15 protein-coding genes are annotated in these 15,652 nt (G+C 36.4%); 13 read left to right on the forward strand and 2 right to left on the reverse strand.

Annotated elements, in window-relative coordinates:
• Positions 1-9: 9 nt before the first annotated feature.
• The 7 genes from rho (at position 10) to ACMAWV_RS12590 (ending at position 6,964) form a co-directional block, all read left to right on the forward strand.
• Entirely contained in the window at positions 10-1,257 is a 1,248-nt protein-coding gene (rho, locus tag ACMAWV_RS12560; RefSeq protein ID WP_103219201.1) for a transcription termination factor Rho, read from the forward strand.
• 29 nt (positions 1,258-1,286) lie between these two features.
• Entirely contained in the window at positions 1,287-2,351 is a 1,065-nt protein-coding gene (prfA, locus tag ACMAWV_RS12565; protein ID WP_103219247.1) for a peptide chain release factor 1, read from the forward strand.
• Positions 2,352-2,354: 3 nt separating this feature from the next.
• Positions 2,355-3,239 (forward strand): N5-glutamine methyltransferase family protein, encoded by an 885-nt coding sequence (locus tag ACMAWV_RS12570; protein ID WP_103219202.1) that lies wholly within the window; start codon positions 2,355-2,357, stop codon positions 3,237-3,239.
• Positions 3,232-4,482, forward strand: coding sequence for a UDP-N-acetylglucosamine 1-carboxyvinyltransferase (gene murA / locus ACMAWV_RS12575; RefSeq protein WP_103219203.1), 1,251 nt, complete (start codon positions 3,232-3,234; stop codon positions 4,480-4,482). The genes ACMAWV_RS12570 and murA overlap by 8 nt, the downstream gene beginning before the upstream one ends.
• A gap of 11 nt (positions 4,483-4,493) precedes the next feature.
• A complete protein-coding gene (locus ACMAWV_RS12580) occupies positions 4,494-4,829 on the forward strand; it encodes an HIT domain-containing protein (RefSeq protein WP_392993083.1) in 336 nt (111 codons plus the stop codon).
• Positions 4,830-4,940: 111 nt separating this feature from the next.
• The gene (locus ACMAWV_RS12585) at positions 4,941-5,933 is read left to right on the forward strand and encodes a hypothetical protein (protein ID WP_412470280.1); all 993 of its coding nucleotides are present in this window, start codon (positions 4,941-4,943) and stop codon (positions 5,931-5,933) included.
• A gap of 8 nt (positions 5,934-5,941) precedes the next feature.
• The gene (locus ACMAWV_RS12590) at positions 5,942-6,964 is read left to right on the forward strand and encodes a hypothetical protein (RefSeq protein ID WP_412470279.1); all 1,023 of its coding nucleotides are present in this window, start codon (positions 5,942-5,944) and stop codon (positions 6,962-6,964) included.
• A gap of 40 nt (positions 6,965-7,004) precedes the next feature.
• Here the strand turns inward: ACMAWV_RS12590 and ileS are convergent, their stop codons facing one another.
• Positions 7,005-10,196 carry an isoleucine--tRNA ligase gene (ileS, locus tag ACMAWV_RS12595; RefSeq protein ID WP_412475805.1) on the reverse strand — a complete coding sequence of 1,064 codons (3,192 nt, stop codon included), beginning with the start codon at positions 10,194-10,196 and terminating at the stop codon, positions 7,005-7,007.
• A 112-nt stretch (positions 10,197-10,308) separates the two neighbouring features.
• Here ileS and ACMAWV_RS12600 point away from each other — a divergent pair, with 112 nt between their 5' ends.
• The 4 genes from ACMAWV_RS12600 to ACMAWV_RS12615 are packed head-to-tail and all read left to right on the forward strand — an operon-like array spanning position 10,309 to position 13,118.
• On the forward strand, positions 10,309-11,748 hold the full coding sequence (locus ACMAWV_RS12600) for a FecR domain-containing protein (protein WP_146037925.1): 1,440 nt from the start codon (positions 10,309-10,311) through the stop codon (positions 11,746-11,748).
• Entirely contained in the window at positions 11,726-12,280 is a 555-nt protein-coding gene (locus ACMAWV_RS12605) for a Maf family protein (RefSeq protein ID WP_412463348.1), read from the forward strand. The genes ACMAWV_RS12600 and ACMAWV_RS12605 overlap by 23 nt, the downstream gene beginning before the upstream one ends.
• A complete protein-coding gene (locus ACMAWV_RS12610; RefSeq protein ID WP_103219209.1) occupies positions 12,259-12,627 on the forward strand; it encodes a DUF167 domain-containing protein in 369 nt (122 codons plus the stop codon). The genes ACMAWV_RS12605 and ACMAWV_RS12610 overlap by 22 nt, the downstream gene beginning before the upstream one ends.
• On the forward strand, positions 12,624-13,118 hold the full coding sequence (locus ACMAWV_RS12615; RefSeq protein WP_103219210.1) for a hypothetical protein: 495 nt from the start codon (positions 12,624-12,626) through the stop codon (positions 13,116-13,118). The genes ACMAWV_RS12610 and ACMAWV_RS12615 overlap by 4 nt, the downstream gene beginning before the upstream one ends.
• A 26-nt stretch (positions 13,119-13,144) precedes the next feature.
• On the opposite strand, the gene ACMAWV_RS12620 is transcribed toward ACMAWV_RS12615, so the two are convergent.
• Entirely contained in the window at positions 13,145-13,336 is a 192-nt protein-coding gene (locus tag ACMAWV_RS12620) for a hypothetical protein (protein ID WP_103219211.1), read from the reverse strand.
• Positions 13,337-13,759: 423 nt separating this feature from the next.
• Here ACMAWV_RS12620 and ACMAWV_RS12625 point away from each other — a divergent pair, with 423 nt between their 5' ends.
• Both ACMAWV_RS12625 and dctP read left to right on the forward strand, forming a co-directional pair.
• Positions 13,760-14,656 carry a TRAP transporter TatT component family protein gene (locus ACMAWV_RS12625; protein WP_412470278.1) on the forward strand — a complete coding sequence of 299 codons (897 nt, stop codon included), beginning with the start codon at positions 13,760-13,762 and terminating at the stop codon, positions 14,654-14,656.
• Positions 14,657-14,667: 11 nt separating this feature from the next.
• Entirely contained in the window at positions 14,668-15,648 is a 981-nt protein-coding gene (gene dctP, locus ACMAWV_RS12630) for a TRAP transporter substrate-binding protein DctP (protein ID WP_103219213.1), read from the forward strand.
• Positions 15,649-15,652 lie beyond the last annotated feature (4 nt).

Below are 15,652 nucleotides of genomic sequence, written 5' to 3' on the forward strand. Positions count from 1 at the left end.
GTACATTTTATGCATTTAAGTGAATTGAGAGAGATGGAAATCAAAGAGTTAAACAAGATTGCGGAAAAAGCAAAAATTGAAAACTCTGCGGGTATGAAAAAACATGAACTAATCTTTGCTATCCTAAAAGCACATGCAAAAGAGAAGCAGGACATTTTCGGAAACGGTGTTCTTGAAATTTTACCAGATGGTTTCGGTTTCTTAAGGTCTCCAGGCTATAACTACCTTCCTGGTGCCGATGATATTTATGTATCTCCAAGTCAGATTAGAAAATTCGCTCTTAAAAAGGGTGACTCTGTAGAAGGACAAATTCGTCCACCAAAAGACAACGAGAGATACTTTGCTCTTCTAAAGGTTAGCACAATCAATGACCAAACACCTGAAGCGCACAAAAAGACAGTACTATTCGATAACTTAACTCCACTATATCCACAAAAGAAAATCAACCTTGAGTTTAATCCAAGCAATTACTCAACTCGTATGATTGATATGTTCGTACCACAAGGTTTTGGTCAGCGTTGTCTAATCGTTGCACCTCCAAAAGCTGGTAAGACGCATTTACTACAAGAAGTTGCTAACGCAATTACTGAAAATCACCCAGATTCAGTTCTAATCGTTCTTCTAATTGATGAAAGACCGGAAGAAGTAACTGACATGAAGAGAAATGTTAACGCAGAAGTTGTTTCATCAACATTTGATGAGCCAGCAAACCGTCACGTTCAAGTAGCAGAGATGGTTCTTGAAAAAGCGAAGCGTTTAACTGAAGCAGGAAAAGATGTAATCATCCTTCTTGACTCAATTACTCGTCTTGCTCGTGCATATAACACTGTTGTTCCACCGTCTGGAAAGATCCTTTCTGGTGGGGTTGACTCAAATGCTCTACACAGACCAAAGAGATTCTTCGGTGCTGCTAGAAATATTGAAAATGGTGGATCACTTACAATTATCGCAACAGCTCTTGTTGATACAGGTTCAAGAATGGATGAAGTTATCTTTGAAGAATTCAAAGGTACAGGTAACTCTGAAATTCAACTTGATCGTAAGCTTCTTGAAAAGAGAATCTTCCCAGCACTTGATATCAATAAGTCATCGACTCGTAAGGAAGATCTACTTATGGATCAACTTGATCTTCAAAGAACATATGTACTTAGAAAGGTTCTACACCCAATGAGTACAATTGATGCAATGGAGTTCATGCTACAAAGAATTACGAAGACTAAAACTAATGCTGAATTCATGGATTCAATGAATAGCTAAGAAGCAGCTAAAAGGATTTTCAAATGAGCATGTTTGATAAGCTTGATTCAGTTGTACAGCGCTTTGAAGTACTAACTGAAAAAATGGCAGACCCAACATTATATGATAGGCAAGAGGAGTTCAAAAAGATTTCAGCTGAGCGCTCAAATCTTGAAGAAGTTGTTATTGCTTACAAGAAATATAAGCAGATCAAAGAAGATATTGCGGAAGCAAAAGAGATGCTTAAGGAAAATGATCCTGATATGAAGGAGATGGCAAAAGAAGTTCTTGATGAGAACGAGCCATTAATTCCTGAACTTGAAGATGAGTTAAAGATTCTTCTTCTGCCAAAAGACCCATTAGATGATAAGAACGTTATGGTTGAAATTCGTGCCGGTGCTGGTGGGGATGAGGCTTCGATCTTCTCTGGTGATGTTCTAAGAATGTATCAAAACTACGCTCGCTCAGTTGGATGGAAAGTTGAAATTGATTCTCTTTCTGAAAACGATGAGGGGATTAAAGAAGTTATCTTCTCAATCTCTGGTGAGAAAGTTTACTCAAAAATGAAATATGAGTCTGGAGTACATAGAGTTCAACGTGTTCCAAAGACTGAGTCTCAGGGACGTGTTCACACATCAACAATCACTGTTGCAGTTATGCCAGAGACTGAAGATCTTGAGTGGGAACTTGATATGAATGATGTTCGTGTTGAAGTTATGCGCGCATCTGGTTCAGGTGGACAGCACGTTAACACGACAGACTCTGCGGTTCGTATGACTCACATTCCAACAGGAATTGCAGTTTATAACCAGGATCAAAAGTCACAGTTAAAAAATAAAGAGAAGGCGAAGAAGATTCTTGCGGCTCGTATCTTTGATAAAATGCTTCAAGAAAAAAATGCTTCTGAAGCAGCTGAGAGAAAAGGTCTAATTGGTACTGGTGATCGTTCTGAGCGTATTAGAACTTATAACTATCCACAAGGTCGTTTAACTGACCACCGTATTGGCCTGACTCTTTACTCTCTCGATAAAATCGTAGAAGGTGATTTAGCTCCAGTTCTTGATGCTCTTATTGCTCATAACCAAGCTGAACTCTTAAAGGGCCAAGAAGAGTAGTAAATGAGTTTTACAACTCTCGGTGACTACATTAGCTCGTTCTTTAATGAGAATAAAAAATTCTTAGAGGCAAATTACCCTGGAATTACAATTTCTCGCTTAAAGGGTGAGCTAAAAGATTTCTGTCGCATCCTTGAATCTCAATTCGATGACATTTATATTTCTGAAAATAAAGGTGTCATCGAGCAATTCTTAAAAAAAGTCAGGCAGGGGATTCCCCTCGAATATATTAGTAATCGTGCATTCTTTTATCGTTCTTCATTTTACATAAATGAGAATGTTCTTATTCCACGTAGTGAAACTGAAATCATGGTGGAGTGGACTTCTGAATATATTAAAAAAAATAAGCTAAATGATATTTCAATTGCAGATATCGGCACGGGAAGTGGCGCTATTGCCTTAAGTTTAGCAGGTGAGATTGGTGAAATAGAAGCGCGTATTGTGGCCAGTGACATTAGTCCAAAGGCCCTTGAAGTTGCTCGTGCCAATAAATTCTTTCACCGTTACCGTTATCCAAAGACTGTGAAAATAGTCTTTGAAGAGTCTGATTTATTAACTAACCTCAATGAAAATTTTGATATCATCATTAGTAACCCTCCATATATAAAGGAGAGTGCTGACTTAAGTGAAGTGCATGGACAGGTTCATCGTTTTGAGCCACATCTGGCCCTTTACTTAAAAGATGAAGATTACGATAATTGGTTTAAAAATTTCTTCCAACAGGTGGAGGAAAAGCTGAAAGCAGGTGGACTGTTCATAATGGAAGGTAGTGAATTGCATTTAGAACACTTAAAAGATATTTTGAGTGAATATGAATTTACTAATCTCGAGTTGATTAAGGACTACACAGACCGCTACCGTTTTCTAAAAGGAATTAAAAATGGATAAGATTATAGTTAAAGGACCAGCTCGTCTTTCTGGTGAAGTTGAAATTTCTCCTGCAAAGAACGCGTACCTGCCAATTTTAGCAGCAATCCTTTTAACAGATAAGAAAGTAACACTAACGAATCTTCCAAAGCTTCGTGACATCAATACAATGCTTAAGCTTCTTGAAATGATGGGAGTTGAGTGTAATCGTGATGGTAAGAATGTGACTTTCGATGCATCAACTCTAAGTTCTCACGAAGCAACTTATGAGCTTGTTAAAACAATGCGTGCATCAATCTTTGTTCTAGGACCGCTTTTATCACGTCTTGGAAAAGCAAAGGTTTCTCTTCCTGGAGGGTGCGCAATTGGGACACGTCCAATTGATATCCACCTAGATAATCTAGAGAAGATGAATGTAAAAATCGAAATGAAGAATGGTTTTGTTTTTGCTGAAACTGATCATTTAAAAGGCGCACATGTGAAACTTAAGTTTCCATCAGTCGGTGCCACTGAGAATTTAATGATGGCCGGTGTCTTTGCTGATGGTCAGACTATTATTGAAAACGCAGCGATGGAGCCAGAAATTGACGATCTTGCAAACTTCCTAAATACATTAGGTGCAAAAGTTTCAGGTATCGGTACATCTCGTATCGTTGTTGATGGAATTAAAGAATTAAGCGGTGGAACGTACCAAGCAATTGGTGATCGTATTGAAGCTGCTACTTATATTATTGGTGGCCTTATGACAAAGTCAGAGGTTACGGTAAAGAACTTTAATCCTAAGCATCTTTTTAATGTTCTTGAAAACCTTCAAGGCATGGGAGCCAAGCTTGAGATCGGTGATGACTTCGTTAAGACATACCCATCATCACTAAAAGGTTCTAAAGTAATTACTGAGCCATTTCCTGGATTCCCAACTGATGTGCAGGCACAAATGGTTGCACTTTTAACAGTTGTAGAAGGGAACTCTCTTGTAACAGAAAATATTTTTGAAAATCGTTTCATGCACGTACCAGAACTAACTCGTCTTGGTGCAAGTATTGAACAACTTGGTAGCTCTGTCTTTATTGAAGGTGGTAAACCTCTAACAGCTGCACCAGTTATGTGTACAGACCTAAGAGCGTCTGCGGCCCTTGTTCTTGCTGCTCTTTGTGCATATGGTGAAACAAAAATTGATCGTGTCTACCACTTACAACGTGGTTATGAAGACCTACCTGAAAAGCTTAAGAAACTTGGTGCAAGTGTCGAACTCGTAAACGAATAGGGAGAAGCGTAATGAGTGATTGTTTATTTTGCAAAATTCTAAATGGTGAGATTCCTTCAACGAAGGTATTTGAAAATGAAAATGTTTATGCATTTCAAGATATTCAACCGCTAGCAAAAGAGCACTACTTATTTATTCACCGCAATCACTCTAAGAATATTAATGAGATGAACCGCGATGATATGGCCCAAGTTTTTGATGCCATCAAAGAATTCTCTCAATCAAATGAGCTTGAAAAGAATGGCTTCCGCGTAGTCTCAAATATCAACCAACATGGCTGTCAAAGTGTATTTCATACGCATTTTCACGTACTTGGCGGGGAACAGCTTAAAGGTTTTGGGTCTTAAGTCGCTTTTTAGTATTCCAAATTAAAAAACAACTATTTCAAAATAGAAAAAATATCTCCTTTGGATTGATTTTCGCTATAACGGCAAAAATTAATTTTAAGGAGATTTTTTATGCGTTCATTTTTTCTGATTCCCATGATCCTACTTCTTTCATGTGGGAAATCTAACGAAAGAGCATTTTATGGCCAAAATCTTAATCCAAGCTTTAAAGGCCAGTCACTTACTGCAACACAAATTCAATGTGAATCAATAAAAACGAATATTACAGACATGGAAATTACGTGCCCTATGTCTTTTATCAATGAAGATAAACAATTTCTTTTCTCTATTGATATGGACGAGCAAGCTATCGATATGAAGAAGTATCCAGAGCTTGGCGAAGTAGAACTTGAAATTTCAATTAAAGAAATGATTCATGCAAGATTCTACCTTGTATCTAAATATGGAAAAAGACTAAGTGAAGATACTTTATTTGACGGAAGTCGTACTCTTAAGTTTCAAGAGTTAAATCGTGGAGATTTTGCGGCCCATGAAATTTACTTAAAGATTAATAATTATTTTACTGGAGATCGTCCGAAAGTCGTATCACCAGAGGAAGATCTAAATTGTAATACAGGTATTTTTAATATTAATGATGTGAATCTTGCAGATCTTAAAGGTCAGTGTGAAAATTTAAAATTCATTCCTCTTGTAAAGGCCAAGGTTATTATTCCAAAAGTGGAGACTGTTTCGATCAATGGAAGGCTTTCAGCACTTACTACAGCAAATAGTCCAATAAAATTACCAAATCGAGATCTCGTAAATTTTAAATATGTATCAGTAAGTGATTTAGAAGAAGGTGAAGTCGATCCAAGTTTATTTTATCTTGAAAGTATTGACCAATATGGCCTTCACTACTTTTTAAATGATTCAAGTTACTGTGTAACTGTAGGAGTGATGGAAGTTTTTAAAGTTAATATCGACAAGAGCTTACATCGTTTGAACATTAGTCATTATGAAGGTCTTAATATCATAAAAGATAAATCTAGCTATAAAATAAGTCGTCAAAAAAAGTGTTATCCTGTTGAGCCTGTTTTAACTGGATTTGTAGTAGTTAAGGAATAGGGAGAGTTATGAAAGTATTAAGTTTAGTTATGTTATTTGTATTAGTTTCTTGTGGCTCAGGTAGTGACAAAAGTAAAGAAAGTGCTAATCAAGCAATGATCTCAAGCAAATCATTTCTACTTGAATGTAATAAGTTAGAGAGTTCTCTATTTATCGATAGTGAGTGTAATAAGATCGGTATTACAAACCAAAAATTATTTCTATTTAATTTTGATTATTCTAACAATCAAAACATTTATGAAGATGGAGTAGAGAACTTCGTAAATCTTAAAATAAATCTAGGTGAATATGTTATTGAAGGCCGTTTCATATTGATTTCAAAATATGGGAAGGTTTTATCAAATGAAGCTGTTTATAATCAAAACGAAGGAAAACTTTCGTTTTTTGAACTTGAAGAAGGAAATTTTCTTTCACATGAAGTCTATCTGCAGACAAAGTCCCTAATTCTTACTAATGGGGAAAATATTAAATATGATTTAGGAAAATCTTTAAAGTGTGTAACAGGAAAAGTGAATTTTGAAGAGTTTCAAAATTTAGTTCAACCTGACGGATGTGAAAACTTGAGGATGGAAAAAATCTATACTGGTGCTCTTGTTCAAAAAGCTGAGTTTTATGAAGCTGAAGAAACAAGGTTAGTTACACGCGTAATGAAAAATGGAGTGATTTCTAAGCCTAAGAAAGGGCAAGAATTTGTAAGTATTTCAGTTTTATCAAAATATGAGGTGAAGTTATTTAATCATTTCTCTAAAGAAGTGAAAGAATTTTCTGAAGTATATGAAATAGATGAAGAGTCAGGGACACTTTTTATTAAAAAGGAGAAACAGTGTTTAACAACTGGAATCTTGAAATATACAGATCGAGAAGTTAGAACTGGGAAATGGTTTGTCGTAGCAGATGAGATTGTGATGAAAGCTGTTTCGGGAAGTATTGAAGTTCAAGGTACTATTTTAGATGCAAAAGAAGATTATAAACGAAATGAATGTTTTGATCTAAATCCACAACCGATTGGATATATGTTAATTAAAGAATAAAAAAAGCCTCCGTAATGGAGGCTTTCTTTTTATATGCTGATTAAGCTTTAACAATTGTCATTTTTAGATTTTCATCATCAACCTTAAACTCATGCTCAAGTTCCCCTGTGCTAACAGTTAGAGAGTTAGCAAGAGTTTCTTTTGTGATGTAATCAGTATGAGTCGTGATTGCTTTTGCAAGAAGATCAGTAGCTGCAAAAGTTACTTCAATTCTATCTTCAACATTGAAACCAGAATCTTTTCTTGTTCTTTGGATTCTGTTTACAACCTCACGAGCAAGACCTTCAAGGATTAGCTCTTCTGAAAGGTTCGTGTCGATATCAATTGAGATATAACGATTTGATAGGGCCTGAGTACCTTCTTTTGCTTCACGGAAGATTAAGATATCTGAAGGCTCAAATGTTTCTCCAGCAAGTTCTAGGCTTCCTTTTTCTTCAAGCTCATTCAGCTCAGCTGCTCCAAGCTTTGAGATGATCCCCATAAACTTACCAAAATCTTTTCCTAGACGTTTTCCTAGAACAGGAGAATTTGGTTTAGCGTATAGTTTGATGTAGTGGTCTTCATCAGTAGTATACTCAACAGTTTTAACGTTAAGTTCTGACTGGATATATCCTTCAAGCTTCTTGATTTCATCAAGTAAAGCTTGGTCTTTGTGGATTACACTTAGACGAGCAAGTGGAGTCTTAACCTTGATTTGTACTTGATTACGCTTTTGACGTCCAAGAAGAATAATCTGTTGCATTCTATCAACTGCATCTTCAAGGATTGAATTTTTAAGTTCTTTATTAGCAACAGGGTAGTCACAAAGGTGAACTGAAAGATTCTTTTCACTTGAATCAAATTTCTTAAGTTCACTAAAGATATGCTCAGATAAGAATGGCGCAAATGGTGCCATTGCAATTGTAACTTCTTTTAGTGTTGTGAAAAGTGCAGTGTATGCTTGTTTCTTATCTGATGTTAGTCCTTCGCCCCAGAAACGTGATCGGTTAAGGCGAATATACCAATTCGTTAAATCTTCAATGAAGTGGAATAGGGCAGGAACAACGTTGTAAAGTTGGTACTGTGCCATTTCAGCTTCGATATTTTCTTTAAGAGTTTGTAGTTTTGAGATTACCCAATTGTCAGTAATATTGTCGCCACTTTCAGCATGCTCACTTAAATTCCATCCATCAATTGATGCATATGTTTGGAAGAATTTGAAAGAGTTTAGCCATGGTAGAAGGGCACGACGAACCATGTCCTTAACACCTGCATCTGTAAAGCGTTGTTCTTCACCTTTCACAAGTCCTGAGTTGATTAGGTATAGTCTTAGAGCGTCTGATCCGAATTCTTCCATAAGCTCATCTGGAGCAGTGAAGTTTCTTAGAGACTTACTCATTTTCTTTCCATCTTCAGCAAGAACTAAACCATTAACAATTACGTTCTTGAAAGCTGGCTTATCAAATAGCGCAGTTGAAAGGATTGTTAGTGTGTAGAACCAACCACGTGTCTGGTCTAGACCTTCAGCAATAAACTCTGCAGGGAATCCATTTTCAAACATTTCTTGGTTTTCAAATGGGTAGTGAAGTTGAGCATAAGGCATTGATCCTGATTCGAACCAACAGTCGAATACATCAGGAATACGCTTATAAGTTCCAGCTTCACCTTCGATTGTAAATGTCACTTCATCTGTGTACTCACGGTGAAGATCAGTAAGTTCAACTCCTGAAAGCTCTTTAAGCTCTGCAATTGAGCCAAGGCATTTCATATTTCCTGTTTCATCGTTGATCCAAACTGGAAGAGGAGTTCCCCAAACACGTGTACGAGAGACTGCCCAGTCACGAGCGTTCTCAAGCCACTTACCAAAACGACCTGCTTTGATGTGACCAGGTACCCAGTGGATTTGCTCGTTATTTGCAACAAGCTTATCAACGATCTCTTCTACTTTTACATACCACTGTGGGATTGTACGATAGATTAGTGGAGTTCCTGAGCGGTAGCAGAATGGGTAGCTGTGCACTAGGTTTCCGTGATCGTATAATTTTGTATTATCTTTTAGTTCTTTGATGATTTCTTTATCAGCATCTTTTACATAAAGACCTGCATAAGTTGAAACTTCTTTTGTAAATTGACCAGCATCATCGATAGGGCAAACTTCTGCCATCATGCCAGCTTCTTTACAAATTCTATTATCGTCTTCCCCGAATGCCGGTGCTTGGTGAACAATACCAGTACCACTGTCAGTTGTTACGTAGTCGTCATTTAAGATTTTGAAAGCACCTTCAGCTTTGAGATCAGCGAAGAAGTCAAAAAGTGGCTCATAAGTAAGACCTAGAAGTTCGCTTCCTTTGAATGATTCCCCAACAACTTCAAGGTTGCGCTTCTTTGCAAAAGCTTCAACTCTTGCTTCAGCGAAGATGATTGTTACACCACGGTCGTTATCTTTTACACGAACGTAATCAACATCTGGCCCAACACAAAGAGCAAGGTTCGATGGAAGCGTCCATGGAGTTGTCGTCCATGCGGCAACATAATCTGCACCTGCTTTAGCTGGATCATCTAATTTGAAAAGTACAGTTACGGCCGGATCTTGAACGTCACGGTAATCAAGACCTGCTTCAAAGTTTGATAGACCTGTTCCTAGACCAGTTGAGTAAGGAACAACTTTTGTTCCCTTGTAGACCATATTCTTATCCCAAAGAGATTTGAAAACCCACCAACATGATTCCATGAAAGTTGGATCCATTGTCTTATAGTCATTGTCAAAGTCTACCCAACGTCCAAGGCGTGTTACAGTTTTACGCCATTCAGTTGTGTAGCGATCAACAATTGAGCGACACTCTTGGTTGTAACCAGCAACACCAAGTTTCTCTAGTGCTTCGTGTGCAGTCATTTCTAATTTTTTATTAATTTCTTGCTCGATCGGTAGACCGTGAGTATCCCATCCAAATCTTCTTTGAACGTAGCGACCTTTCATTGTCCAATATCTTGGAACGATATCTTTTAGCGTTCCAGCAAGTAGGTGACCGTGGTGAGGAAGACCTGTGGCAAATGGAGGGCCATCGTAGAAAATATATGGCTCTTTCTCTTTTGTTTGTTCTAGTGATTTTTGGAAAATTTCATTCTCTTCCCAAAATTTTAAGACTTCATGTTCTGTGTTAACAAAAGAAAATTGTCCGTTATCCTGACTCATCGTATCAACCTTGTCTGTTATAGTTTTGTGTAAATTAATATTTGGCCCAAAATTTAACATGAAACCCATGATTTTGACAGTTTAGATGGGCCTGAAAGTGGCAATTCTTACCGAAAAACTTGCAAATTTGCGGCACAGTTAGGGCCGGTGGCCGAAATTGTCGATAAAGTTCATGATGCTACGTATTTTATTTATTTTAACCATTACACTTTCAACTTTTGCTAGCTCATCAGAGTTAGAAACAAAGTTTAAGGACGACCGTAAGTCTCTAATCAAATGGGATGAGCTTAAGGCCCAGAAGTGGCTAGACTTTGATGAGTGGAAAGAGGAATTACGCTTCAAAGAAAGCTATCCACTTTGGCGTGATCTTGAAAAAATCTCAGGTATCGATGAAGAGATTGGCCGTGTGATCAAATGTGTGGGGGAGTGTACTCTCTTTCGAAAGCTTGGAAATAATAAAATTGGTTTTCGATCTCTGATAAAAGAAAATGATGATATTGAAACTGGTATCGATAGCTACCTTTGGCTTATGCTCTTTGATGGTACATTGATTCGTATAGCACCTGAAAGTTCAATCTCACTAAAAGAAATGAATATTTTAAAAGACGAAGTATTTTTCAATATTCGTATGAATGTAGGAAATGTTCTTTTGATTTCACGCTCAAAAGAAAAACTTAAAGAGTTGGACCAAAGAGATACTGATTCTGTTTTCTTTCCTCTTCCTATTAATAAAACCAATCCCGTCGTCTTTGATAAAGATGTTTCTATGAATGAGTATCTTTTTGAAGATGGACTACGTTATAAATCTCGTACTCGCTTTATTAATGAGGCGATAGAAAAGAACAATAAAAATGTCATAAGAAAGAGTCGATTCTTTATACAATCTCCATTGTATTCATTTGAAGCCTATTCTCCATCATTTGAAACTTATGTTTCAATTGGTGATGATAGCTACCTTAAATTCAGAGATGATGAACAGTTAGGATACAAAAATGACTTGGCCTCATCTCCAAAAGTAAACTTACGTGGTTATGAAAATGATAGTTTTGAAGAGTTAGAATATGGAAGTTGGTATAAATTTTCTTTCATTAATCGAAATGTTTTTGTCACGAAAGACTCTGAAGTTTTAAGTCAAAATGAATTATTTACGAAGCGAATTTACGGAATCTACTATACTCGTGAAATCTTTTTAGAACGCTACGGAAAGCCATTATTTGCTGAAGGTGATGAGGTTCAGTTAGCCAAAAATTATGGTTTGAGACTTTGGAAAAAAGAAGAATTAGAAAAGCGTCTAAAATTTCTATGGACTCATGTTAGAGAGGTTGAAACGACAAATCTTGCGATCGCTGATCGTTATCGAAAATCTGTTTTAAATCGAGCAAACCGTCGTGATAAAGATGTCCTACGAAAAGATTTTTACACGAAGGCACAAGAAAGTTACTATAAAGTCGGTGCGATGGAGAATTCGAGAAGTTATTTTCCAAAGCTTAATTCAGAAAAACAAGAACTATGGAAGAAGTTAAATGGTATCTACACTGAAATTTATCCTGGCCTCAGGGAGTCCACGTCGAAAGGAACTACTATCTTGGATGAAAGTTCCGATTCAAATTAAGCCTTCAGCTGTTGAAGAAATAACAACTAAAGAACATCCAAAAGATATTGTCGAAGAATTGGCCGAGCTAAAGGGAAGAGATATCTTTACGCAAGAATTTCCAAAAGATGGAAATGTCTTTGTTGTCGCTTCTGATACTCTCGTTGCTATAGGTGATAAAGTTTTAGGAAAACCTAATGATCGCGACCATGCAAGGCAGATGCTACTAGAGTTATCTGGTAAAGAGCACGATGTTTTTACAGCTGTATATATGGCCTATAGAGACAAGGAATATACTTTTTCAAGATGTTCAAAAGTAAAGTTCACAGATATTTCACCGGAAATTTTAGAACTTTATTTAGAAAGTGATGAGGCCCTTGATAAGGCGGGGTCATACGGAATTCAAGGACAAGGTCTACTCTTTGTTGAACATATGAGTGGCTCGTATTCAAATGTTGTAGGTTTTCCTCTAGCTGACTTTATTGCTGAAATGAAAACTTTTCTTGATGAGCTTGGATTTGAGAGCAACAATTGGAGAGAATTATTTCAATAAAAGACTATTTAAAAACACAATGCCTGAACTTCATTACTCTTTCGAATAGTGAAAGTGAATTAATAGTTGAACTTGAAGTTTGGGCAAAGCCTGGTGCAAAAGTTGAAAAGGTGAGTGTTGCGGAAACTGGGCAACTTATCGTTAGCACTCAGGCCCCACCTGAAGATGGAAAGGCCAATGCTGGTATTGAAAAGTTAGTTGCAAAGAAATTCGGCGTAGCAAAAAATCAAGTTCAACTTACTCAAGGACTTCAGTCTAAGTTTAAAAAAATGGCCATAAGCTTCGTCTTTGCGCATAATAAAGATACTGAATATTACTTAGCTAAGATAAAAAAGGCCCTAAATTGAAATCAGTTTTAATGACTCTTTTATTCATACCGACTTTGACTGTCTATGCTCAAGCAGACAAAGGTGAGACTCAATCTGAAAAAGAGATGAGTAAAGTAATGTATGCGAAAATTGAAGAGGTGAAGAATATCCCTCCAAAAGATTACGTAACAAAGACTCAAATCATAAGAAAAGAAATTGATCATTATATTGATCTTAAAAAGGGTGTTTGCTCTGGGGATTACTCGACATTTGTTTTAGATCATAAGGATATCGAGGCCAGTCAGCATAAACTAACTAAAATAGAAAAAGATCTTTGCTACAGAGAGCTTAGAGGCTTTCAAGTTACTTATATCAATAACTTATTCATAGCCAAAAAGAATTATCTCAATCATTTACATGAAGAGAGACTGAAAAAACTGGAAGAGATACGCGAGGAAACACTACGTAGCTTAAAAGCTACGTACGACAAGCAGCTGATTTCTCCTAAGGGAAATCGCAAGAAAAGATAAATAAGAAAAAAGCTGTGGGCCTATTCTTATTCCGCGTCTTCTTGTGTTGCTGTTCTACCAAGAACTGCACGAGTTGGTCTTAAGCTTCTCACTTTTAATAGTGATTTTCTTGGCTTTAGTGAAGCTGACTTACGAATAGTCTTTAGCTTAATTTGACCAATTACGCTGTTGTTCGTGTTAGACGATAATTTTTCGTTAGATGTTTCTTGTGATGACATCTCCATCTCCTTATTAAACGATTAAAGGTTAAAAAATCACTTACCTTAATCGTAATAAGATTCAAGAGACTCCAGAACTTAAATCCGATTAGGTAAGTAGTTCATCTACTCGTAGAAAAACTACTCTCAATGGTCACTCCGTGACAAAGTTTAGTAACTTAAATATATACTCGGCACAAATTAGCAAAAAATTGAGCCTTTCAAAATATTTCCCTAATCATATCACGAGGTTAGAAATGGTGCAACACGGCTATCACTAAGGGATTTGGGCGTCAATGAAAATGCATTAACCACTTGTAATTACTGAATAGATAAGGCAAATTACTACTATATTAATTATAAGGATCGCCTGTGAATTGCAAAAAAATGTTGGCATTGCTGATATTGTTCATAAATCTAGTTTCTTGCTCAAGTATAAAGAAAGTGGCCACTAACCAGATGGGGGATATGATCTTTGAGACATCTGAGGCCGTTTTTACTGAAGATAACTGGGACTTATTTGAATCGACAATTGATAGCAATATTAAATTAGTTGAAAACCTCTACGCCGCTGATCGCGAAAATCCTGAATTCATTGTTACTCTCATAAAAGCATATAGCGGTAAGGCATTTGCCATCGATGAAACTTACTATCTTAAAGATCAACTTAAAGAACTATCAAATTCAAAATACCGAGTTAATGCTCTTGCAAATTACACTCGTGCTCTAAATTATTCTGCGCTATTTTTTGAAGTACGAGGATTTAAAGATTTTGATTTCACTCGCTACATTTCTTCACCAGAAGATTTTAAAAAATTACTTGATGAAAACTTAAGTGATAACGCTACAAATATCGAAGGTGTTTTTTATACAGGACAAACGCTTGCTTCAATCATTAATCTACAAAGAGATAATATGAGGGCCGTCGCTTATCTTCCTCTTGCAAAGGTTATGTACGATTGGTCATGTGAAAAGAATGGAAATTTAGCGCAAGGTGCTTGTGATATTTTCAATGCTTCTTACGCTGCTTCAAGACCTCGTGGACTTGGTGGGGACCCTGTAACTGGTAAGCGCTTATTTGAAGAAGCTATTCAAAAATGGCCAAATAATATGTTAGTTAGACTTTCATTTATTCAGTTTTATGCAGTTCCAATGTTTGAAGAAAATATCTATCGTAATCAGAAATTAGAAATGAATAAATTTCACCGTGAGCAGATGGAGCCAACTTATTGGAGTGGTGGAAAAATTGAAACACCAAAGGTTGATTACAATAACCTTTTTAATTTAATTGCACGTAAGAGATTAAAAATAATTGAAGGCTTAGAAGAAGAGATCTTCTAATTGGAAAAATCATGTCAAAATTTAAAGCATTATTAATTCTACTATTAACGACGAATGTAATGGCCCTAACTTTAAAAGTTGGTGTTCTAACTCCTGAGGGAACGAACTGGGCAAAGAATCTTAAGAAAATGGCAAAGGCCATTAAGAAAGAAACAAATGGTGAAGTAAAAGTGAAGTTCTACTTCGGTGGATCTCAAGGAGATGAACCAGATGTTTTAAGAAAGATTCGCGTTGGACAACTTCACGGTGGAGTTTTTACTGCTAAGACACTTGGTGATATCAATGGTGATGTTCGTGTTGTGGAAATTCCTTTTAACTTTTTTCATGATCGCAAGAAGGCCCTAAAGACACTTGATGATTTAACGCCATTTTTAAATAAGAAAATTAATGAAAGTAATTTCGTTAATCTTGGCTTCTTTGATATTGGGATGGTTTACTTTGTTTCAAAAACAAAGATTTCTTCTATTGATAGTCTAAAAGGTGTAAAAATCTGGTCTTGGGAAGGGGATCCTCTTGTTGAAACTATTCTTGGGGAGATGAAACTTGTTTCGGTACAGCTACCTCTTCCTGATGTTTTGTCTTCTCTTTCAACTGGAATCATTGAAGCAGCTTATGCACCACCTTTAGCGATTCTATCAATGCAGTGGAATACTAAAGTTAAATATCTTATTGATTTCCCTCTTACAATGTCTGTTGGAGCCTTCTTAGTAAATGATAAAGTCTTTAATAAGATCTCTCCTGCAAACCAAAAGAAGGTATTAGCAATTTCTAAGAAGTATATTGATCTTGTTAAGGCGACAAATGAAAAAGACAATCAAGATGCTCTTGATCTGATGAAGGCATCTGGTGTTGAATTTGTTAAATTTAGTGATGCCGATATTAAACGTGGATATGAAGTACGTGAGGCAACAATTAAAAAGTTAAAAGGAAAATTATTTTCTGAAGAAGCATATAATAGACTTGAAAAAAGTTTAAAAGCTCAAAAGAAGTAGAAAG

This window comes from Halobacteriovorax sp. RT-1-1 (genome assembly GCF_047085455.1).
GTDB lineage: Bacteria > Bdellovibrionota > Bacteriovoracia > Bacteriovoracales > Bacteriovoracaceae > Halobacteriovorax_A.